Origin of the sequence: Sphingopyxis sp. H050 (assembly GCF_001468265.1) — a bacterium.
GTDB lineage: Bacteria > Pseudomonadota > Alphaproteobacteria > Sphingomonadales > Sphingomonadaceae > Sphingopyxis.
In genome coordinates this window covers 75,358-96,504 of the sequence record NZ_LNRZ01000005.1, presented here as the reverse complement: position 1 = coordinate 96,504, position 21,147 = coordinate 75,358, and the positions used below count along the sequence as shown (strand labels likewise).

23 protein-coding genes and 1 tRNA gene are annotated in these 21,147 nt (G+C 65.6%); 9 read left to right on the top strand and 15 right to left on the bottom strand.

Going from position 1 to position 21,147, the window contains the following annotated elements:
• Nucleotides 1–10: 10 nt before the first annotated feature.
• Nucleotides 11–421 (bottom strand): BLUF domain-containing protein, encoded by a 411-nt coding sequence (locus ATE67_RS11610; protein WP_197411938.1) that lies wholly within the window; start codon nucleotides 419–421, stop codon nucleotides 11–13.
• Between the two features lie 155 nt (nucleotides 422–576).
• On the opposite strand from ATE67_RS11610, the gene ATE67_RS11605 reads away from it, so the two are divergent.
• Nucleotides 577–1,218: a PilZ domain-containing protein gene (locus ATE67_RS11605; protein WP_082660330.1), complete on the top strand. Its 642-nt coding sequence runs from the start codon at nucleotides 577–579 to the stop codon at nucleotides 1,216–1,218.
• 14 nt (nucleotides 1,219–1,232) lie between these two features.
• On the opposite strand, the gene ATE67_RS11600 is transcribed toward ATE67_RS11605, so the two are convergent.
• The gene (locus ATE67_RS11600; RefSeq protein ID WP_058816840.1) at nucleotides 1,233–1,883 is read right to left on the bottom strand and encodes a response regulator transcription factor; all 651 of its coding nucleotides are present in this window, start codon (nucleotides 1,881–1,883) and stop codon (nucleotides 1,233–1,235) included.
• Nucleotides 1,884–2,037: 154 nt separating this feature from the next.
• Between ATE67_RS11600 and ATE67_RS11595 the strand changes: the two genes are divergently transcribed.
• Together ATE67_RS11595 and ATE67_RS11590 are read left to right on the top strand one after the other, a co-directional pair.
• A complete protein-coding gene (locus ATE67_RS11595) occupies nucleotides 2,038–4,239 on the top strand; it encodes a PAS domain S-box protein (RefSeq protein ID WP_058816839.1) in 2,202 nt (733 codons plus the stop codon).
• Between the two features lie 118 nt (nucleotides 4,240–4,357).
• Entirely contained in the window at nucleotides 4,358–6,025 is a 1,668-nt protein-coding gene (locus tag ATE67_RS11590; protein WP_197411936.1) for an FAD-dependent oxidoreductase, read from the top strand.
• Nucleotides 6,026–6,069: 44 nt separating this feature from the next.
• Here the strand turns inward: ATE67_RS11590 and ATE67_RS11585 are convergent, their stop codons facing one another.
• From ATE67_RS11585 to dnaK, 6 genes are all read right to left on the bottom strand, one after another.
• On the bottom strand, nucleotides 6,070–6,375 hold the full coding sequence (locus ATE67_RS11585) for a putative quinol monooxygenase (protein ID WP_058816838.1): 306 nt from the start codon (nucleotides 6,373–6,375) through the stop codon (nucleotides 6,070–6,072).
• Between the two features lie 11 nt (nucleotides 6,376–6,386).
• Nucleotides 6,387–6,947 (bottom strand): DsbA family protein, encoded by a 561-nt coding sequence (locus tag ATE67_RS11580; RefSeq protein ID WP_082660353.1) that lies wholly within the window; start codon nucleotides 6,945–6,947, stop codon nucleotides 6,387–6,389.
• 299 nt (nucleotides 6,948–7,246) lie between these two features.
• The gene (locus ATE67_RS11575) at nucleotides 7,247–7,852 is read right to left on the bottom strand and encodes a hypothetical protein (RefSeq protein WP_156416995.1); all 606 of its coding nucleotides are present in this window, start codon (nucleotides 7,850–7,852) and stop codon (nucleotides 7,247–7,249) included.
• Between the two features lie 19 nt (nucleotides 7,853–7,871).
• The gene (locus ATE67_RS11570; protein ID WP_058816835.1) at nucleotides 7,872–8,504 is read right to left on the bottom strand and encodes an HdeD family acid-resistance protein; all 633 of its coding nucleotides are present in this window, start codon (nucleotides 8,502–8,504) and stop codon (nucleotides 7,872–7,874) included.
• 37 nt (nucleotides 8,505–8,541) lie between these two features.
• A complete protein-coding gene (locus ATE67_RS11565) occupies nucleotides 8,542–9,195 on the bottom strand; it encodes a BON domain-containing protein (protein ID WP_058816834.1) in 654 nt (217 codons plus the stop codon).
• 113 nt (nucleotides 9,196–9,308) lie between these two features.
• The gene (gene dnaK / locus ATE67_RS11560; protein ID WP_058817074.1) at nucleotides 9,309–11,204 is read right to left on the bottom strand and encodes a molecular chaperone DnaK; all 1,896 of its coding nucleotides are present in this window, start codon (nucleotides 11,202–11,204) and stop codon (nucleotides 9,309–9,311) included.
• Between the two features lie 133 nt (nucleotides 11,205–11,337).
• Here dnaK and ATE67_RS11555 point away from each other — a divergent pair, with 133 nt between their 5' ends.
• A complete protein-coding gene (locus tag ATE67_RS11555; protein ID WP_058816833.1) occupies nucleotides 11,338–12,339 on the top strand; it encodes a YfdX family protein in 1,002 nt (333 codons plus the stop codon).
• Nucleotides 12,340–12,395: 56 nt separating this feature from the next.
• A complete protein-coding gene (locus ATE67_RS11550) occupies nucleotides 12,396–12,740 on the top strand; it encodes a DUF5335 domain-containing protein (RefSeq protein ID WP_197411935.1) in 345 nt (114 codons plus the stop codon).
• Nucleotides 12,741–12,765: 25 nt separating this feature from the next.
• On the opposite strand, the gene ATE67_RS11545 is transcribed toward ATE67_RS11550, so the two are convergent.
• Nucleotides 12,766–15,312, bottom strand: a complete 2,547-nt coding sequence (locus ATE67_RS11545; protein WP_058816832.1) for an excinuclease ABC subunit UvrA — start codon at nucleotides 15,310–15,312, stop codon at nucleotides 12,766–12,768.
• 262 nt (nucleotides 15,313–15,574) lie between these two features.
• Nucleotides 15,575–16,171 carry a helix-turn-helix domain-containing protein gene (locus tag ATE67_RS11535; protein WP_197411934.1) on the bottom strand — a complete coding sequence of 199 codons (597 nt, stop codon included), beginning with the start codon at nucleotides 16,169–16,171 and terminating at the stop codon, nucleotides 15,575–15,577.
• Between the two features lie 285 nt (nucleotides 16,172–16,456).
• Between ATE67_RS11535 and ATE67_RS11530 the strand changes: the two genes are divergently transcribed.
• Nucleotides 16,457–17,311, top strand: a complete 855-nt coding sequence (locus ATE67_RS11530; RefSeq protein ID WP_082660328.1) for an MEDS domain-containing protein — start codon at nucleotides 16,457–16,459, stop codon at nucleotides 17,309–17,311.
• 207 nt (nucleotides 17,312–17,518) lie between these two features.
• Here ATE67_RS11530 and ATE67_RS11525 read toward each other — a convergent pair.
• The 4 genes from ATE67_RS11525 to ATE67_RS11510 form a co-directional block, all read right to left on the bottom strand.
• Nucleotides 17,519–17,595: transfer RNA gene (locus ATE67_RS11525), tRNA-Arg, on the bottom strand.
• A gap of 40 nt (nucleotides 17,596–17,635) precedes the next feature.
• Entirely contained in the window at nucleotides 17,636–18,100 is a 465-nt protein-coding gene (locus ATE67_RS11520) for a DUF1178 family protein (RefSeq protein ID WP_058816828.1), read from the bottom strand.
• A gap of 3 nt (nucleotides 18,101–18,103) precedes the next feature.
• Nucleotides 18,104–18,364 (bottom strand): glutaredoxin 3, encoded by a 261-nt coding sequence (gene grxC / locus ATE67_RS11515; RefSeq protein ID WP_058816827.1) that lies wholly within the window; start codon nucleotides 18,362–18,364, stop codon nucleotides 18,104–18,106.
• A gap of 4 nt (nucleotides 18,365–18,368) precedes the next feature.
• Nucleotides 18,369–19,238: a ComF family protein gene (locus tag ATE67_RS11510; RefSeq protein ID WP_231728131.1), complete on the bottom strand. Its 870-nt coding sequence runs from the start codon at nucleotides 19,236–19,238 to the stop codon at nucleotides 18,369–18,371.
• 44 nt (nucleotides 19,239–19,282) lie between these two features.
• On the opposite strand from ATE67_RS11510, the gene ATE67_RS11505 reads away from it, so the two are divergent.
• Nucleotides 19,283–20,131, top strand: coding sequence for a hypothetical protein (locus ATE67_RS11505; RefSeq protein ID WP_058816826.1), 849 nt, complete (start codon nucleotides 19,283–19,285; stop codon nucleotides 20,129–20,131).
• Here ATE67_RS11505 and ATE67_RS11500 read toward each other — a convergent pair.
• Nucleotides 20,128–20,550 carry a (deoxy)nucleoside triphosphate pyrophosphohydrolase gene (locus ATE67_RS11500; protein ID WP_058817071.1) on the bottom strand — a complete coding sequence of 141 codons (423 nt, stop codon included), beginning with the start codon at nucleotides 20,548–20,550 and terminating at the stop codon, nucleotides 20,128–20,130. The genes ATE67_RS11505 and ATE67_RS11500 overlap by 4 nt on opposite strands.
• A 72-nt stretch (nucleotides 20,551–20,622) precedes the next feature.
• Between ATE67_RS11500 and ATE67_RS11495 the strand changes: the two genes are divergently transcribed.
• Complete coding sequence (locus ATE67_RS11495; RefSeq protein WP_058816825.1) at nucleotides 20,623–20,802, top strand: Flp family type IVb pilin; 180 nt, start codon at nucleotides 20,623–20,625, stop codon at nucleotides 20,800–20,802.
• Between the two features lie 136 nt (nucleotides 20,803–20,938).
• On the top strand, nucleotides 20,939–21,106 hold the full coding sequence (locus tag ATE67_RS11490; RefSeq protein ID WP_058816824.1) for a Flp family type IVb pilin: 168 nt from the start codon (nucleotides 20,939–20,941) through the stop codon (nucleotides 21,104–21,106).
• Nucleotides 21,107–21,147 lie beyond the last annotated feature (41 nt).

Here is a 21,147-nt window from a genome sequence, read left to right as displayed (position 1 = left end):
CGCCGCACCACTATGACGACAGCTCTCCCAACAACCGCCTCAGATCGCGTTGCGAATGATAAGGCTCGGAATGGATCGCGGCGCGTATGCGCTCGATTTCGCGGGCAACGAAATGGGCCGTCCCCGAATAGGCGAGCGACCAGCTGGCGAAATCCCGGCTGCTTTGCTCCCCATCGGCCACCGTCATCAGCTCGGCGTGGCGCATATCGCGCGCAATGAGCGCGCGCAGTTCGGCTACGGCTTCGGCCGGTCCCTCGATAGCCTGGGCGAAGCTGTCGCCGCTGAAAACGAGCGCACCGGTAATCTGAAGCGCCGCATTGCGAGGCCGCGATACGGCGACGATAGCGTCGATCGCCTGATCTGCGTCTTCGCGGAGAATCGTCGCTCTGCTAATATACATCCAGCAGGCCAGGTCGCTCATATCCATCCATCCGCCATTGTGCACCGCGCAATAACCGGGTTCGCTTGTCCTAAAGGGCGCGGTTCCTTGCCGAACGGTTAACACCGCGCCCGTATTTTTCCGATCTATAACATGCGCGGAAAGCATCGCAATTCCCCCCGCAAGGAGGGTTACGCATGCACCATTTGCCTGAGCCAATCGAATCCGGACTCCCCACTTTCCCGATGGGCGTCCTTCCGTCACCCGAGCGGCGGGACCATCAACGCCTGCGCACCGTGTATCGCGTCGCGCGTGTAACGACGAGCGGCGATCAGGGGCTCGCCAAGGTGCGAAACCTCTCGGACCAAGGCATCATGCTTTCGCTCTCGCTTCCCGCTTGCCCGGGCGCACCCATCGCCATCGAGTTGGCGGAAGGCTGCAACCTGTATGGCACCATCGTCTGGCAAAACGGCAGCGATTGCGGGGTCAGGCTGGGAAATGCCATCGACAGCGCGCAGACGCTGAAGCGGCTCTATGAGGAACGATACGCCCGCGATTATCGGCCCTTACGGCTTCCGTTCGGCAAAACCGTCCCGATCACCTACGAAGATGGCACGCAGCTCGTCCGGCTGAGGGATATTTCCCAATCAGGCGTGAAGATCGCGCACAGCGGAGGCTTCTCCCCCGGCCTTCCGGTCAAGATCCTCCTCGGCGGCGATCTCGATCGGCGGGGCATCGTTCGCTGGTCGCGTGACGGCACTGCCGGCATCTGGTTGACCGAGAATCTGAGCGTCGCTGACCTTGGGTCGCTCAGGGCGCTGTCCGGCGCCGATTTTTGACATCGGTTGGGGCGTCACAATTTCAGTTCGGCCATGAACAGCGTCCGGATGGCGTCGGGCAGCGTCCGCACCCCGAGCCGATCGAGCATCTTTGCCCGGTGCATCTCGACGGTTCGGACGCTGAGGCCGAGATTGTGCGCCACCACTTTGTTCGACTCGCCCCCAATCAGGCCCCGAAGCACCTCAAGCTCGCGCGGCGACAACGTGCCGATCAAGGCGCGCGACCGGTCGCGCCGCGATATATGGTCGACCTCGTCGGCAAGCCGGGCAGAGATGGTTTCGAGCACTTCGAAGAGGGCCTCCTCCGCAAACGGCTTTCCCAGAAAATCCCTGGCGCCCAGCTTCATCGCGCGGACAGCGGTGGGCAGGTCGCCGTGGCCGGTAACGACCACGACCGGAAAGAGCGGACGCATGTCACCCGGCATATGCTCCAGCACCGCAAGCCCATCCATGTCGGGCATCCGCACATCCAGCAGCGTGATACCCGGCTGAAGCCCCTTCAGTTCGCTCAGGAAATCCCGGCCCGAGATGAACGCACGCACCGTATAGCCGGCGCTGTTCAGGAGAAAAGACGTCGAACGTCGCACCATCTGGTCGTCATCGACGATATACACGCGTCGCGTGTCGATCGGCGAGGAGGCGGCTTGGTCCGCAGCGGAGTCCATATCCTGTCTCCCTTCTCCTGTCGTTGGTTTCATTTCATAGACTTAAGTTGCGAAATAACAAAGCTGCGTGTTGCGCCCCCGCTCCGCATTGGCTGCGCGCCCCGGGACCGGTAAGGGGGGAGGCACAATGATGTTTGAAACTTGTGGAGCAGCCATGCTGAACCTCCCCGCCGCAGATTTTTTCGAACGGACGACGGACTGCGTCATGGTCCTCGATCCCGATTGGCGCGTGGTGTTCGGCAATGAACATGCGATCCGCGAACTCGGCATTGGCGGTCTGGTCGGCCGCAACCTGTGGGAGTGCTTTCCCGAGGCCGTGGGGTCGATCTTCGACGAGCGCTATCGTCTCGCGATCGCCAACCAGGCGAGCGAGACATTCGAAACTTTCTTCGCGCCGCTGAACAGCTGGTACGAGGTCCACGCCGTCCCCTCGGGTTCGCAGCTGACCGTCTTCTTCCGCAACATCACCGAGCGGCATGATGCCCTTGAGGCAGCCCAGTCGCGCCGCCGCGCCCTCGACGCGCTGTTCGGCCAAGCGTTCATCGGCATCGCTCAGTTCGATGCGGCGAACAGGACCGCGCTCGCCAACGATCATTTCTGCCGCATCGTCGGCCGCATTGAGACGGAGCTGGCCGCGCTGACCCTCGCCGATTTGATCCACCCCGACGATCTCGCGGACCATCTTGCGGCCCTTCAAACGCATCGGCGATCGGGCGAACCCCAGGTCGCCGAACTGCGTTTCCTTCGGCCCGACGGCAGCACACGCTGGTGTTCGGTGAATATTTCTTTCATGCGCCACGAGGCCGAGGCGCCATCGACGATCATCGTCGCCGAGGACATCACCGAGCGGCGGGCGGCCAGCGCCAACGCCGCGACGCTGCTGGCGACGATCATCGACAGCGCGCAGGACTCGATTTTCGTCAAGGATCTCAGGGGCCGTTTCGTACTGGTCAACCGCGCGCTCGAACGATCCGGCCTGGACCTGTTGGGGCGCAGGGTCGAAGATGTGTTTCCGCCGGAGATCGCGGAAGGCTTTGCTGCAGCCGACCGCCATGTCCTGGAGACGGGCAAGAGTTCGGTCGTCGAGGAGACCGTCCCGATCGGCGGCGTCCCGCGGACCTTTCACACCATCAAGGTGCCCTGGGTCGTCGACGGCGAACTTCGCGGCCTGATCGGCATTTCGCGGGACGTCACGCGTTGGCGCGAAACCGAGGCGCGAATCCGGCGCAGCGACGAACGCTATCGGCTGGCGGCCAAGGCGACGAACGACGCGGTATGGGATTGGGACCTCGTCAGCGGCGAGGTCGAATGGAATGCCGCCATCGAACATCTGGCGGGGGAGCGACCGAGCCCCCGTGCCGAATGGTGGAAGCAGCGGATTCATGATCAGGACCGCGAAGCCACCCTCGACGATATTCAGGGCTTCATCGATAAGGGCGAGGACCGCTGGCAATATGAATATCGTTTCCGCCGCGCCGACGGAAGCTATGCGCAAATTCTCGATCGCGGCTATGTCATTCGCGACGACGATGGGAATGCAATCCGCATGATCGGCGCAATGTCCGACCTCAGCGAACGCGTCGAGGCGCAGCAGCGGCTGAACGACCTGCAAAACGAACTGGTCCATGTGTCGCGGCTGAGCGCGATGGGCACCATGGCGTCGGCGTTGGCGCATGAGATCAACCAGCCGCTGACCGGGATCGCCAACTATATGGGCGGCGCGCGGCGAATGCTGCGCGAACGCGGCGCTGCGGCCATTCCCGAAGCAATGGCCGCGATCGACGAGGCGGCGGCGGCATCGCAGCATGTCGGCGAGATCATCAGGCGGTTGCGGCGCATGGTGAGCCGCGGCAAGGCGCAGTTGCAGCCCGTTCGGCTGGACAGCCTGGTCGATGACGCCCTCGCCTTGGCGATTCCCAACGAGGCGCTGGCGGCGGTGCGGATCGACCGCGATCTTGGCGACATCGAGGCGATGGCCGACCCGGTCCAGATCCAACAGGTATTTTTCAACCTGTTTCGCAATTCCGTTGAAGCGATGGACGGACAGGACGAGCGGAGATTGGCGATCACCGCCCATCTGCGCGGCGATGCCGTTGTGGTCGATGTCGAGGACAATGGCCCCGGATTCGCGGACGAGCTTCGCGACGGCCTGTTCACATCGTTCGGCTCGACCAAGGCCGCCGGGCTCGGCGTCGGGCTGACGATCTGCCGCACCATCATCGAAGCGCATGGGGGGCGTATTTCCGTTGGTCGCAGCAACGCTTCGGGATCGGTCGTGACATTCCAGCTGTCCGCTGCCCCGAAACCCGGAACTTCGGCCCAAGGCGCCGGCGCGCCCGCGATAACGGCGCCATGATTCGATCTCCTGCTGGGCGGTGAGATGATCGCCATGCGCCTCGCCGCGCGAGCGCGCCTTGACAATCGTCACTTCGCGCGCCGCGATGGTGCGGCATGCTGCGGCCAGGAGGCCAGTCATGTCGAATCAAGCAACGCGGTTGATCGAGGAACGGGGCGAGCAGATCCTTCCCACCTTCTCGGCCGATGAGCGCGAGCGTTTCAAAGCGTTCGGCACGATCGTTCGCTTCGAAAAGGGCGCCCGCCTCAACACCACGGGGGAGCCGGTCGCGGGCATATTCGTGCTGCTGGCCGGCCATGTCACCGTGCGCGAGCGCCACGGCACGATCATTAACGACCTGACCGAGCTCGGCCCCGGGCAGTTTCTTGCCGAGATCGGGCAACTCACCGGCCAGCCGGCGCTGGTCGATGCGATCGCGAAAGATGACGTCGAGGCAATCCTGATCCCGACCGATCGCCTGCGGACCTTGATGATCACCGAGCCCGAGCTGGGCGAGCGGCTGATGCGGGCGCTGATCCTGCGGCGCGCGCTGCTGATCGAGACCGGCGCCGGCGGGCCGCTGCTGATCGGCCGCGCCGGCAGCGCGGCGATCGTCCGGCTGCAGAGTTTTCTGCTGCGCAACGCCTTTCCGCATCAACTGCTCGACCCGCAAGACCATCCCGAGGCGCGGCAGCTGCTCGACCAGTTCGGCCTCAAACCCGATGCCCTGCCGATCGTCATCTGTCCCGACGGCGAGGTGCTGCACGATCCCAGCGAGGCGGAGATTGCCCGTTGCATCGGGCTGCTGCGCGACATCGATCCCGAAAAGCTCTACGACCTCGCCATCGTCGGCGCCGGCCCCGCTGGGCTGGCCGCCGCGGTCTATGCGGCGTCGGAAGGGCTGAGCGTGCTGCTGCTCGAAAGCCGCGTGTTCGGCGGCCAAGCAGGCGCGTCGGCGCGGATCGAAAACTACCTCGGCTTCCCGACCGGCATTTCGGGGCAGGCGCTCGCGGGCCGGGCCTATGCCCAGGCGCACAAGTTCGGCGCGGAGATGCTGCTTGCGGCGCCGGTCACCGCGCTGCCCAAGCAGCGTGGCGGCAAGACCGGGCCGCACCGGCTGGAGGTCGAAGACAACCAGCCCGCGCGTGCGCGTGCGGTCGCCCTCGCCTGCGGCGCGGTATACCGGCGTCCCGCAATCCCCGGCATCGAGCGTTTCGAAACATCGGGCGTCCATTATTGGGCCTCGCCGATCGAGGCGCGGCTCTGCGCCGGCGAGGAAGTCGCGCTGGTCGGCGGCGGAAATTCGGCCGGCCAGGCGGCGGTGTTCCTGTCGCGGCATGTCGCGCACGTCCATCTGCTGGTGCGCGGCGCCGGCCTTGCCGAAAGCATGTCACGCTATCTGATCGATCGAATCGCGGCGATCCCCAATATCTCGCTGCTCACCCGCACCTGCGTAACGGCCATCGGCGGCAGCGACGATCAGCTCGAGTGGGTCAGCTGGCGCAACGACAGTACGGGAGAGGAAGTGCGCCGCGCGATCCGCCACCTGTTCCTCTTCATCGGCGCCGATCCCAACACCGCCTGGCTTGCGCACTCGGGCGTCGCCCTCGACGAACGCGGGTTTGTGCGGACGGGCGCCGAACCCGGTGCCGAAGGCCTGCGCTTCACGACCAGCCGCGACGGCGTCTTTGCGATCGGCGACGTGCGGGCGGGTTCGACCAAACGCATGTCCGCGGCCGTCGGCGAAGGCGCGCAGCTAGTGCAGACGGTTCACGCCTATCTCGATGCGCTGCCGCAAGGCCGCTGATCCGCGAGCCTGTTCCCTAGTTCGTCATCAAATGGATGCTGCCCCTAACCGCCCGCGAGCTTGGCGGCGAGGACGTCGAGCTTCCGGATCGCGGGCGGCTGGACAAAGAGGTCGTCCGCCCGGTCGGCAAGCGCCTCGGCGACCGCGCCGGCGAGATGGGCATCGCGCCCCTCTTCGCTCTCAAACGCATCGAAGATCGCAAAGGTGGCGTGATCGAGGCGGATCCCGAACCAGCAGATCGTTCCTGTTTCGCGCTGCACCGCGGGCAATGCGTCGATCAGGAAGGCGGCGACATCGCGCTCGCGCCCGGCGCGGGCAATCAGTTCAACCCAGAGTCCGACTTTGACCATCTTACCTACTCCTACCCGCGGACGTGCATTTGCGGCGCCACGGCGATGACATGGGCGCGCTCGGTGTTGATTGCGGCGGTCAGCGCGCCGACGGTCATCGGTCCGACATAGCGCTGATCGTTGATGAACAGCGTCGGCGTGCCCGCGACGCCGTTCAACATGCCGCGCGCAAAATCATGCCCGACTTTCGCTGCGAACCGGCCATCGGACAGTCCATCGCGAAGCTCGGCGGTGGGCAAGCCCAACCCTGCAGCAAGGCCGAACAGCAAGGGGATGCTGAGTTCTGCCGAATGCGCCATGAGCGCGCCGTGCATCTGCCAGAAACTGCCGTGGCGGGCGGCGAATTCTGCCGTTTCCGCGGCCATCTTCGCCATCGGGTGAATGGTTTCCAGCGGAAAATGGCGGAAGGCTTGCCGCACGCCGATGGACCGGCGCAGAACCTCGACGACGATCGGCTCGGCGGCCGCGCAATAGGGGCATTGATAATCCCCATATTCAATGATCGTGACAGTCGCATGGGAATCGCCGCGCAGATGATCCTGCGGCGACAGCGGAGGCATAAGCGTCTGCATGGAAGGCCCTCCTTGTGATTGGCGATCGACGCGACCGGCATGGATTCCTGTCCAGCCCGGCGGGTCGCTGGCCGGGAAGGAATCGAGCGAGCTCAGGTCGACGGGATCGGGCGCCGCGTCGGGGCGTTCGGGCAGGTCGGTGCGAAAGTCTGCGCCTTGCTGTGTTTCGTGCGTCGCAACCATGTCCGGCTCCCTGAATGCCCCAAGCCGGCTGTATAAATGTCGATGCCCCGCAAGGCCTTGACGGTCGTCATTATGGCGCGGGCTGGGCAGGAAAATTCATCCGAGCCCGGCGTTCGCTACGCCTTCATTTTTCCCAGCCGCGGACGCTGGTCGGCGATCAGCGGGCGGCAGACATGTTCGACCGCGGCGATCGTTTCGGCGAGACGCCGCGCCAGCGCGTCGTCGCCATCGTCGACCCAGCCGATCGCGTCTTCCCAACGATCGCGGTCGGCGTCGGACGCCTGTTCGTTCGGGTCGCGGATCAGCGCCTCTGCCGCCGACATGACCTCGCCATGGATCGCGCGCATCTGCTCGAAGGGGTTCGCCGCATCCTCGCCGAAATAGGCCATGAAGCGATAGCGGCTCGCCTGGAGTTCGGAGAACAGTGCGCTTTCCTGGGTCAGCCGCTCGATCGGCGAGGCGTGCGAGCGATGGCGTTCGTCCGGGTCGTCGCCATCGGGCGCAGGTGCGAGCGGCCGGTCGGGGAGCCGCGCCCAAATGAGCACATCGCGCGCGTGGCAGAATTGGGCGAGCACGTCCTCCGCCAGCTCCGCCTTGCGGCGCCCGACGATCTCCGAGCGCCAGGCATCGACGCCGCGGACCGCCGCCCATCCCGCGATCAGCGTGGCAAGGCCCGCCATCGCAGTTCCCGCTGCCGTCACCCACTCGGCGGAGAGCGTCATGATCCGCGACCCGCGATCGTCACGCCGCCTTGGGTTGATCCTCGGGATGCTGGTTCAGGCCGCTGACCTCCCCCGCTGCTGCGGCGCTCTTCATGCGGAGCCGGAAGGCCAGACCGAGGAGCAGGCTGCCCGACATCAGGGCCTGAAAGGCGACCATCCAGGTCAGGGTCAACAGCCCTATGCCCGGGACGGCGATCAACAGCGCGGCGAGAATCAGCGCGACCACACCGCTGGCGACATACCACCAGCGGCCATGGGCGCGGTCGAGCCGAAAGGCGGCCGCGATCGAGAAAACACCGGTGAACAGCGCCCAGGCGACCAGCATCGCAACAAAGACGATGAGGGTGATGCCGGGATAGAGCACGGCCGCCGCCGCCGCCCCCAGCGCCACCAGTGCGTGGAGCGCCGGCCACCACCATCTCTCGTGCCGCCGCGCGCCGCGCACCGCCAGGACGATCGAGAAGACCGCATCGACGACGCAATAGGCAGCAAAGAGAAAGACGAGGACGAGGAGCGTGATGTCCGGCCACAACAAGGCGAGCGTTCCCAGCACGACCGCGCCGGCGCCGCGCAGCGCCATCGCCCACCAAAGGTTCGCGATCCGTGCGGTTCCCGCATCGGGGGTGAACAGCCGCTGATGTAGAGTCGCCATGACGGTCTCCTTTCGTGGTGGACGATGGCGCCGCCGATTACGGGGCGACGATGATCTTGTTTTCGACGCGCACGACACCCGGCGCCCGCCACGCAGCGCGCTCGGCCTCCTGCCGTTCGGCCCACGAGCGCACCGTGCCGCGCAGCGTCACTTCGCCGCCGACGGTCTCGACCGTGATCTTTTGGGCATCGACCTCGGCCGACCTTTTCAGCGCCTCCTCGATCTGTTGCTTGACCTCGCTGGGGGTCACGCGCGGTTTCAGCCTGATCAGGTTGGAAACGCCCTTCAGCCCCTTGATCCGGCGCACCGCCTCTTCGGCGCGCTCGCTCTGGAATTTCCATTCGACCTCGCCTTCCAGCGTCAGCCAGCCGTTCCGGGCGACCGCCTGGATATGCTCGCTGGAGTAGGGCAGCTCGCGCTTGAGCGCGGCGACGGCGTCGCGGACGATCTCGGGATCGGGGCGTTCGTTGGCGCTCGGCAGCTTGACCTCGATGTCGTTGGCGACCCCGCGCACGCCCTTGACCTTCTTGACCTCGCGCTCGGCCTGATATTTCTGGCTGTAGCTGCGAACGAAGCCGGTCAGCGTCACGACGCCGTCCTTAACGGCCACGCCGATGTCGGTGGCGTCGATGTCCGGATCCCAGCGGAGTTCGGCTTCGACGTCGCGCTTGATGTCACTGTCGGTGGTCATCTCTCATCTCCTGTAATGTGTGGAGCGCCGAGATTAGGTGGGGCGAAGCCGGTCCGCCTTGACGGTCATCAGGCCGGGCCTTGGCCAAAGCAGAGAATTACGCCCCGCCCGGCTCAGCCGCGGCCTTTCCCGTCGCCATCGACCTCCTCGAACTCGGCATCGACGACGCCGTCGTCGGCGGCGGCCGCCTGGCTCTCGCTCGCACCGCCGGCATCGCCGCCCGACGACTGCTCCATAACCGCAACCGTCTGCACGAGCGTCGCAGCCTTGGCGTCAATCTCCTCCGCCGACGCATCGGTAAGCGCCGACCGCGTCTCGGCGACCGCCGCTTCGACCGCGGCGCGCGTCTTGGCGTCGCCCTTTCCTTCGGCCAGCGCGCGCTCGGCGGCGGCGATCGCCGAATCGCCGCGGTTGCGCGCCTCGATCAGCGCGCGCCGCTTGCGGTCCTCGTCGGCATGCGCCTCGGCTTCCTTGACCATGCGGTCGATATCGGCCTCGCTGAGCCCGCCCGACGCCTGGATCTTGATCTGCTGCTCCTTGCCGGTGCCCTTGTCCTTGGCCGACACATTGACGATGCCGTTGGCATCGATGTCGAAGGTCACCTCGATCTGCGGCTCGCCGCGCGGCGCGGGCGGGATGCCGACCAGATCGAACTGGCCGAGCAGCTTGTTGTCCGCCGCGATTTCGCGCTCGCCCTGAAACACCCGGATCGTCACCGCCTGCTGATTGTCTTCGGCGGTGCTATAGGTTTCGCTGCGCTTGGCCGGGATGGTGGTGTTGCGGTCGATCATCTTCGTCATGACCCCGCCCAGCGTCTCGATCCCGAGCGAAAGCGGCGTCACGTCGAGCAGCAGGACATCGCTGACATCGCCCTGCAGCACGCCGGCCTGGATCGCGGCGCCCATCGCGACGACCTCGTCCGGATTGACGCCCTTGCTGGGTTCGCGGCCGAAGATCTTTTGAACATTCTCCTGCACCTTGGGCATCCGCGTCATCCCGCCGACGAGGACGACTTCCTCGATGTCGGCGGGCTTCAGCGCGGCGTCCTTCAGCGCCGCCTTGCACGGCGGCTCGGTCCGCTTGATCAGGTCGGCGACCAGTTCTTCGAGCTGCGCGCGGCGCAGCCGGATATCGAGATGCTTCGGCCCGTTCTGGTCGGCGGTGATGAAGGGCAGGTTGATGCTCGTCTCCATCGTCGTCGACAGCTCCACCTTGGCCTTTTCGGCTGCCTCGCGCAGACGCTGGAGCGCCAGCCGATCCTTGCGCAGGTCGATGCCGTCGCTCTTGTTGAATTCGTCGGCCAGCCAGTCGACGATCCTTTTGTCGAAATCCTCACCGCCGAGGAACGTATCGCCGTTGGTCGACTTCACTTCAAAGACATCGTCGGCGATCTCGAGGATCGAGACGTCGAAGGTGCCGCCGCCAAGGTCGAACACGGTGACCTGACCCTCGCCCTTTTTCTCCAGCCCATAGGCGAGCGCCGCGGCGGTCGGCTCGTTGATGATGCGCAGCACCTCGAGCCCGGCAATCTGGCCTGCGTCCTTGGTCGCCTGGCGCTGGCCGTCGTTAAAATAGGCGGGAACGGTGATGACCGCCTGCTCGACCTTTTCGCCCAGATAGGCCTCGGCGGTCTCCTTCATCTTGGTGAGCACGAAGGCGGAGATCTGGGCGGGCGAATAGGTCTTGCCGCGCACCTCGACCCAGGCGTCGCCATTCTTGCCCTTGACGATCTTGTAGGGAACGAGTTCCTTGTCTTTGGCGACGATGGGGTCGTCATAGCGCCGGCCGATCAGCCGCTTGATCGCATAGATGGTGTTTTCCGGATTGGTGACCGCCTGGCGCTTCGCCGGCTGGCCGACGAGAATCTCGCCATCCGCGGCAAAGGCCACCACCGACGGGGTCGTGCGGCCGCCCTCGGCATTCTCGATGACCTTGGCCTTGCGATTTTCGAGCACGGCGACGCAGCTGTTGGTGGTGCCAAGATCGATTCCGATCACTTTGCCGGCCATTTTCGCTTCCTTTCCTATGCCATCGAGGCGGCGAAGGTCGCATTTCGCGGCCGGGAGCGCCTTGACGGTCGTCAAGGCAGCGCATGGCCGGGCGCGCTAAACCGGCCTGAGGCCCTCACCCAATGGAGGTTTCATGCTCATGCTCCTTCCCTCATACGCGTCGCCCATCCTTGCAGTCACGGCTGGCCCGCGTCGGCTCACCATCCTCGCGCTCGGCACGAGCCTGCTGCTCGCCGGCTGCAACGGCGATACGAATCCGTCCGATCAGGCAGCAGCCGGCAGCACGGCGGCCGCCGCCGGTGCGGCCAGCGCCACCGTGCAGGCAGCCCCCGCGCCGGCAGGCGACCTCGGCGACCAACTCGCCGCCAAGCGCAAAACCCTCGTCGCGGAAGCTGTTTCCGCGCTGCAGGAGACGCAGGCGGCGCTCGACCGCCTGGCCGCTGACGACACGCGCGGCGCGGTCGAGGCGCTGGCGCGGGCGACGGGCAAGCTCGACATCGTCCTCGCCGCCGATCCCAAGCTCGCGCTCGCGCCGGTCGATGTGCGCGTCGCGATCCACGACGTGGTGACGACGCCCGATGCGGTTAGGGCCCTCAGAACCCGCGCCGAAGCGGCGCTCGACGACGGCCGGCTGCAGGACGCTCGGCACCTGATCGCCGACCTCGCCAGCGAACATGTGATCGACGTGACCAGCCTGCCTCTTGCCACCTATCCCGCGGCGATCAAACAGGCCGCCGCGCTGCTCCACGACGACAAGCCCGGCGAAGCCGTGGCGGTGCTGGAGACGGCGTTGTCGACGCTGATCGTCGAAGAAACCGTCATTCCCCTGCCCCTCGCCCGCGCCGAAGCGCTGCTGGCCCGTGCGCAGCCGCTGTCCGAAAGGCCGCAACGCTCGGCCGAGGAACAGGCCGCGCTGCAAGGCCTGCTCGCCGACGCCCGGACCCAGCTCGATCTGGCGCGGGCGCTCGGCTATGCGACCAAGCGCGATCTCGACGCGCTCTATGACGCGCTGAAGGCGATCGAAGACAAGGCCGAGGCGAAGGAAAGCGGCAAGGGGCTGTTCGACCGGCTCGGCGAATTGTTCGGAACCGCCAACCGCAGCAGCAACCCCGACCAAAAGCCCAAAGACGGCTGACCTATCAGTCCCTTCGGCGAGGAAGACGACCTCGTCGCCTGCACGAGGAACAAGCGATGAGCATCCAGCAGATCGACAAAAGCGCGTGGACCGATTTCTTCTACACCTTCACCACCAGTCTTCCGGGCAAGCGCGCCGAGGTGGAAGTCGCCTCGCTCGACCTTGGCGACCAAGTCGCGGCCAGCTGGTTGCCGTTCATCGGCATCGCCTATGATCCCAAGGGCGACATGATCCAGGTCTTGCTGGAGGGGCTCGATCACATGATCCGCAAGCCGCAGGAGGTGTATGTCGATTACGAAGTCGGCAGCCTGATCAGCCTCCAGATTGTCAACGGCGACGGTGTTCGGGAAATCGTCAAGCTCAAGGATCCCGTCGCCCTCCCTGCGCCGCAGACGCGTTGATTGGGCTAAGGGCGCGGCGCGGCGCTCAGGAGGCGTCGGGCAACGCTGTTCCGCCGAGCGCGCGACCCAGATAGGGTGCGGTGCGGCTCGCCGCGCAGGCCGCAACCTTCGCCGGCGGGCCGCTCGCGACGATCCGCCCGCCCTCGTCGCCTGCGCCGGGCCCGATGTCGATCACCCAGTCGCTCGCCGCCGCTACCTTCATATCGTGATCGACCAGGACGACACTGTTGCCTGCATCGACCAGCGCATGAAGCTGGCCGAGCAGGCGCTCGACATCGGTCGGATGCAGGCCGGTGGTCGGCTCGTCGAGCACATAGAGGGTGCCGCCGCGCTGCGCGCGCTGCAACTCGGTGGCGAGCTTTACTCGCTGCGCTTCACCGCCCGAAAACTCGGTCGCGGGCTGCCCCAGGCGAAGATAGCCGAGCCCGACCTCGCGGAGCACCTTGAGCGAGCGGCAAACATTGTGCGCGTCGGCGAAAAAGTCCCAGGCGCTGTCGACCGTCAGCGCGAGAACCTCGGCGATGCTCTTGCCGCGATAACGGATTTCGAGCGTCTCGGGGTTGTAGCGGGTGCCGTGACAGATCGGACAGGGCGCGTAGACGCTCGGCAAGAAGAGCAGTTCGACCATCACAAAGCCTTCGCCCTCGCAGCGCGGACAGCGGCCCTTGGCAACGTTGAACGAGAAGCGCCCGGCATCGTAGCGGCGTTTCCTTGCTTCGGGGGTCGCCGCGAACAGCGCGCGGACATGATCGAACAGGCCGGTATAAGTGGCTAGGTTGGAACGCGGGGTGCGTCCGATCGGCTTCTGGTCGACCTCGATCAGCCGCCTGATTCTTTCGAGACCGCCGTCGATCCGGCCTTCGGTCGCGTCGGCTGGACTGTCCCCCAGCACGGCTTCGACATCCGGCTCCTCAGGTGGCGCAAGCGGCGCGCCAAGCGCGTTGGCGACCAGTTCGACGAGCGCCTGGCTGACCAGACTCGATTTCCCCGAGCCGGAAATGCCGGTGACGATGGTCATCACGCCGAGCGGGATTGCGCAATCAACGCTCTTCAGATTGTTGCGCGAAATCCCTTCCAGCTGAAGCCAGCCGACGGGCTCGCGCTCCCGGCTCGCCATCCCCCCGCCTTCGTCGAACAGATGGCGCCGTGTTTCCGAAGCTGCGACCGCGCGCAGGCCCGCGATCGGCCCGCTGTAGAGGATCTCGCCGCCATGCTCGCCCGCGGCGGGGCCGACATCGACGATCCAGTCGGCGCGGCGCACGACGTCCATCTCATGCTCGACGACGAACAGCGAATTGCCGACCGCCTTCAGCCCGTCGAGCGCGCGGAGCAGCGCCTCGGTATCGGCGGGATGCAGCCCGGCCGATGGCTCGTCCATCACATAGACGACGCCGAACAGGTTGGAGACAACCTGGGTGGCGAGCCGCAGCCGCTGCAGCTCGCCCGGCGATAGCGTCGGCGTGCTGCGCTCCAGCGTCAGATAGCCGAGGCCGAGATCGAGCAGCACCGACAGCCGGCGGCAGAGATCGCCCGCGATGCGCTCGACTACCAGAGCCTTTTCAGGATGGGTCCGCCGTAATCCGGTGAGCTTGGCTGCCTTCGCCTCTGCATAAGGCCCGAAAATCTTCGAGAAGCGAGCGATAGGCAGACCGCTCATCTCGGCGATGTCGAGACCCGCGAAACGCACCGACAAGGCTTCCGGACGCAGCCGCTTGCCCTTGCAGACCGGGCAGAGGCTGGCGATCATGAAACGCGCGGCGCGCTTTTTCATCATCGCGCTCTGGGTGGTGGCGTAACTGTGGGTGACATGGCGCTTCGCGCTCGAAAAAGTGCCCATATAGGCCGGCTCGATCTTGCGGCGGATCGCGCGCCGGATCTCCTCATGGCTCCAGCCGGGATAGACCGGCACCTGCGGCTGTTCCTCGGTGAACAATATCCAGTTGCGGATCTTCTTCGGCAGGTCGCGCCACGGCGTGTCGACGTCGATGCCGAGACTGATCAATATGTCGCGCAGATTCTGACCGCCCCACGCCATCGGCCAGGCGGCGATGGCGCGCTCGCGGATCGTCTTCGACGGATCGGGCACCATCGACGCCTCGGTGACCTCGTGAATCCGGCCGATGCCGTGACAGCGCGGGCACGCCCCCTCGGGCGTGTTGGGCGAAAAGCTGTCGGCGTACAGAAGCGGCTGATCCGGCGGATAGTCGCCGGCACGCGAATAGAGCATCCGCAGCAGGTTGGAGAGGGTGGTGACGCTGCCGACCGACGAGCGGGTGGTCGGCGAGCCGCGCTGCTGCTGCAGCGCCACCGCGGGCGGCAGCCCCTCGATCGCGTCGACCTCGGGCACCTCCATCTGATGGAACAGGCGGCGCGCATAGGGCGAGACCGATTCCAGATAGCGGCGCTGCGCCTCTGCATAGAGAGTCGAAAAAGCGAGCGACGACTTGCCCGATCCCGACACGCCGGTGAACACGACCAGCGCGTCGCGCGGTATGTCGACATCGACATTCTTCAGGTTGTGCTCGCGCGCGCCGCGCACGCGAACGAAGCCGGAGGACTTGGTCTCTTGCATATATGCTCCGTTACAAGAGGTGGCGGCGCTCTTGGGGGGGCAGGGTAAGAGCGCCGCCTGGTGCGTCTGAGCAGAGGCTCAGGCCGACCGTTTCATGATATTTCCGCGGGCGATGTCCTTGTCGGCTTGGATGTCGGCGCGACCCGTTGGCGCAAGGGATCGGGTAGCACCGGCGCTTATCGCGATACCTTGATGATCGTCAGCAAACGCGCGGCGGCCCGCCGCCGTTCCGGTAACCAGCGATATCGGGCGCGGGCTGGCGTCAAAAATCATCGTCGGAGAGCATCGACGGATCGCGGATCTCGACGTCGCGAGCGGTCTTGAGCGCGATCGATCCGCGGCGGCACAGCATGGTCATCGTGCGGCTCACCGTCTCGACTGCAATACCCAGATGATCGGCGATGTCGTAGCGGGTGATCGGGAGCAGGATCGCATTGGCACCGTTGGGGCTCACCCGCCGCGACATCGCCGCCAGATACGCCCCGACCTTTTCCCGCGCCGTAATTCGGCTTTGCACGAGCAGGTGGTGCTCAAGCCGGCGGATCGTGTCATCCGCGCCATGGCGCATCAGCATCGCAACGGCCGGAAACCTTGCGGCCAGGCTGTCGATCCGCTCTCGCGTGAAAGAGATGATCCGCGTGTCATTGGACACGGCTTCGACGAAGAAAGCCGGATCGGCGGGCGCAAATCCCAGATAGTCTCCTGCAAAGGCAAAGTCGACGATCTGCCTTTGGCCGCTCGGACGAAGCGCAAATTTCCGGACGGCTCCGGAGACGACGCATGCCACGGCGCCCCGCGCGATCACCGCGTCGCAGGCCTCGTTTTGGCGCCACCGCGATCCGCGCGCCGCCCCCATCATCGCCGCGACGGCATCGGCCGCGCTATACGGCTCCTCGGGGCTCAGCTGCGCTGCGAAGAAGGATTTGCATTCGATCATATCTTGCATGACGGCCTCCCCGATTGTCACGGAAAACGCATCTCGCACGCCCGGCGAAGTCGTAACATTTGTGGATTACCCTATAGGGGCTGACCCTAACCGGACCGGGGGTTGGCGTTAGGCGAGAAATCAAGCGTCAACGCCGCAGAATTGTGCTACACTGTACCGTTGCATACTCGCAACACCAGCGCGGGGGTTGCTACGCCTATGCCGCACACCAACGATCCGACGTCTCATGGGGCAAAGTCGCCGTACGACGTGGTGCTGGCAGCGATCTGCCAAGGCACGCATGTGTGCGCTTTTTATGAGACCGAAGACGACCTGATTGACCTTGTCGGTCAATTTTGTGCCGCTGGGGTACGACGGGGCGACCTGTGCCTCTGGGTGATGCCCGACGACATGAATGCCGAGCCACTCGCCGGCGCCGGCATCGAAGTCTATTCGGCCACCGACATGTATCTGCGAGGCGGAGCCTTCGAAGCCGGGCCGATGATAGCCCTCTGGGAAGAGAAACTTGCCGACGCTCTGGCCCACAATCACGCCGGCCTGTCCGCCAGCGGCCACACGTGCTGGCTGCAACAGAGGGATTGGCAGGCGTTCATGGAATATGAAAGATATTTGAACCAGGTGATCGCCGGGAAGCCGATTTCTCTGCTGTGCACCTACCCGCTTTCGGCGTGCAAGGCGGGCGATGTTTTCGAGGTCGTTCGCGCCCATCAGGTTGCGCTGGCCAAGCAACAGGATCATTGGTCGGTGATCGAGAGTCATCTGACCGATGACCGTCCCGCCGCGCTCGATGCCGCCAGCCGGGTCACATCGCTATCTCCGCGCGAACGGCAGGTTCTTTTGCTCGTTGCCGATGGAATGATGACAAAGGGCATCGCCTTCGAACTCGGCCTCAGCGTCCGGACGATCGAAGTCCACCGCGAGCGCGCCATCAGGCGGATGGGCGTACGCACGATGGCCGAGGCGATAAGGCTGCTGACGCTTGCTTCGCCATTGGTCCCGCTGATGGACGTCCGGCGCAATGCGCCCGGCGGCATCCGGCACTTCGACGCCTGATAACAGCCAAGGATCGTGGACGGGCTCGTCGCCGGAATGGCCTTGGATTGCAAGTCCCGCCCGGACGGCTCCCGAATAATCGCAACCCAGCGCAAAGAATTCGATTTTTGCACCCCAACCGCCGCGACCTTTACAAAGGTTTCCACGAGGTTTTGCACCACATAGTTGGCTGGAACCGCCAGAAGCTCACGTAAGTCTTTGAAAAGATGGTGCACCCGGCGGGATTCGAACCCACGGCCCCCAGATTAGGAATCTGATGCTCTATCCTGCTGAGCTACGGATGCACGCAGGGCGCATGTAGCGGGCCGGGATGCGGCAGGTCAATCAGTTCGCCGCTTCGGGCGGGACAATCGGAACGAGGAGCGGCATCGCGGCGATCCCGTCGTCGCGAAGCGCCTGCGCTTCTTGGGGCGAGACCTGACCGTGGATCAGGTCTTCGGCCGCGCGGCCCTCATGCATCGCGCGCGCCGCATTGGCGAACTCACGCCCGACCCACCGCGATCGCGGCAGCATCTCGGCCTGCCTGGCGGCAATTTCGGCAATAACCTTGCGCACCACTTCGGGCGCTGGTTCGCTGGCGTCTGCCGCTGCCGGCGCAGATGCCACGCCGGGCACCTGGTTCGATTTCGCGCCGACGCGCGGCGCCATCACGGCCTTTCTGACGTCGGCATCGCCGCACACCGGACAGGCGATGAAACCACGCGCCTGCTGGTCGGCAAAGCTCTCGCTGCTCGCGAACCAAGCCTCGAACCGGTGATCCTCCGCGCAACAGAGATCGAAAACGATCAAGTTTCAGCTCGCTCCGAGCAGCGCGTCGAGCTTGCCCTGCGCTTCGAGCGCGGCCAGGTCGTCGCTGCCGCCGACGTGCCGTCCATCGATGAAAATCTGCGGCACGGTGCGCCCACCGCTCGCGCGTTCGACCATCGTCTCGAACCCGGCGCGATCCATCGTCACGTCGAGTTCCCGATAATCGGCTCCCTTGCGATCGAGCAGCGCCTTGGCGCGCGCGCAATATCCACAAAAGGCCTTCGTATAGATTTCGATCTTTGCCATGCGACTATCCAGTCATCCTTTGATCCAATATATCGGAATCAACGTCCGCAAAGTCAAATATGTTGCCCGTCATCAGGGCATCGGGGACGACGCGCGCCCAGGTCAGCGCCGATACGCGCGCCGCGCCGCTGCGCTTCAGCGCCTTCGCCGCCGCGCGCAACGTCGCACCGCTCGCATGAACATCGTCGATCAGCACGAGATGCCGCCCCGCGGCACGGGCTTTCGCATCGGGCGCCAGTGCAAAGACTCCCGCGACGATCCGCTCGCGCTCGCGCCGTCCCTTGCCGCGCAGCGCCGCTGTCGCCTTCGTCCGCAGCAGCAGGTGATGATCGTGCGGATCGCCCGTCAGCCGCGTCAGCGCGTCGGCGACCAGCGCCGCCTGGTTGAAACCGCGCGACCACAGCCGCCAGCGATGCAGCGGCACCGGGACGAGCAGCATCGGCGCGTCGCCACGGAGCGCCGTCAGCGGGCGCGCCATCAGCTGCGCCATCAAGCGCGCATGGCCCGTGCGGCGGCCATATTTGAGCCGCAGCGCGACCGTGCGCGCGGCGCGGCCATAGGCGACCGCCGAAGGCGCGCCGGCAAACGGCGGCGCATCGGCCATGCAGGCGCCGCAAGTGACCGGACTGCCCGGCAGCGCCGTCGGCAGCGGGATCGAACAGAGCGCGCAGGCAGGGCCGTCGAGGAAATGCAGCGACGACCAGCAGTCGAGGCAGAATTGCCGGTCCTCGCCGACGATCACGCCGCATGCCGGACAGCGCGGCGGCAGCGCGTAATCGACGATCGCCCGTCCGGCGGCGCGCAGCCCGCGGAACAGGCGATCGCCGGCAGCCGCCGGCCCTTCGATATCGGCGTCGCCGACGGCCATATTCATGGACGGACTTGTGAAGCATCGCGCTGGACGGCACAAGCGCGCGCATGTCGACGCCCCCGCCGCTCTTTTCCCCGACCCGCCATGCCGCCCAGCGCGATCGCATGGCGACCCAGCCGGCCGAAGCCGATTTCCTCGCCCCGATCATCGCGGAAGCCTTGCTCGACCGCCTGTCGATGGTGACGCGCGACTTTTCGCGCATCTTGCTGATCGGCGCGCACGATGCCGCGCTCGTGGCGAATCTGCGCGGCATCGGCGGCGAACTGACGATCCTGGAGGCGGGGCCACGGCTGGCGTTGAACGTCGGCGCGCTCATTGGCGAGGTCGACGCGATCGACCTGCCCTTCGCCAGCTTCGACCTGATCCTGTGGCCGGGCGGGCTCGATACGGTCAACGACGTGCCCGGCGCGCTCGTCCGCCTGCGCGCGCTGCTGGCGCCCGACGGCCTGCTGCTCGGCGCATTTGTCGGCGACGGCAGTCTGCCGCGCCAGCGCCGCGCGGTGATGAGCGATGGCGTGCGCTCGATCGCACGCCTGCATCCTCAGATCGACCTCGCCGCGATGGGCAATCTTCTCCAGCGCACCGGCTTCACGCTGCCCGTCGTCGATGTCGATGCGCTGACCGTGCGCTATGGCGACTGGTTCGCGCTCGTGCGCGACCTGCGCGCCGCCGGTCTTGCAAGCCGTCTATCGCCCGCACCGCCGCCGCTGACCCGCGAAGAGGCCGCGCGGATCGTCGCGGCTTTTGCGGCGCAGGCCGATCCCGACGGCCGCGTGGCCGAAACCTTCCGGGTCATCTATTTCAATGGCTGGGCGCCACATCCGGATCAACCGCGGCCCGCCAAGCGCGGTAGCGCCGCCGCCTCGCTCGCCGACGCGCTGAAGCCCAAGGGCTAGATCAGCGCTTCGAGCAGCCCGATCAGCGGCTCGTCCGCGGGCGGCATCGCGAGCGCGTGCAGCTCGACGGGCCGTACCCAGCGGAGCGCGCTGGCGTGCTGCGCCACGGGGGTGCCGCGCCATTTGCGGCAAACATACAGCAGCAGCAGCAAATGCCGGTCGCCGATCATGTCGCTCGCGAAACAGGCGGGTGCCAGGCAGGCATGATCGACGTCGATCGCCAGTTCCTCGGCCAGCTCGCGGATCAGCGCGCGCTCGGGCGTTTCACCTGGCTCGATCTTGCCGCCGGGAAATTCCCAGAGGCCCGCCATCGGCGTGCCTTCGGGGCGCTGCTGGACGAGCAGCCGTCCGTCACGATCGACGAGCGCCGCAGCAACGACAAACAGGCCTGCTGCTCCGGAATTTACGCCGTCCGACACCGACAAAATCTTAACCTTCCTGTGTGACGCTCGGCACCCTCGGGAACTATAACTTCAGTTAGGGGCGGAACAATGAACAAGTTTCATGGGCTGCTGCGGTCGACCAGGGCCGCTACAGCCGTAGAATATGGCCTAATTTTGGCCTTGGTATTCCTTGGCGCGCTCGTTGCGATAACGGCAGTCGGCGGCTCGACCAACGGCATGTGGAACAAGGTTTCAACCACGTCGGTTGTGGCGATGAGCGGCAGCTGACCGTCCAGAATCGGGATTCCGAAGGGATAAACGGCGCCCCGGTTATTAAGAGTTTCAAAACCAATTGCCCGTAAACCAGCTCATGTTGACCACGACCAGACCGTCAACAGGGTAAGTGATTGTCAGGAGACCAGACATGAAGTTCATCAAAAAGTTCGTTCGCAACACCAAGGCTGCGACCGCTATCGAATACGGCCTGATCGCCGCTCTCATCGCCGTCGCCGGCATCTCGGCCATGACCGCGGTTGGCAAGAGCGTCAGCACGACGTTCAACAAGGTCGATGGTGGCCTCAAGACCACCTAAGGTCTAAGGCCAGGCGCCTGCTCGCCTCGGCGAACAGGAAG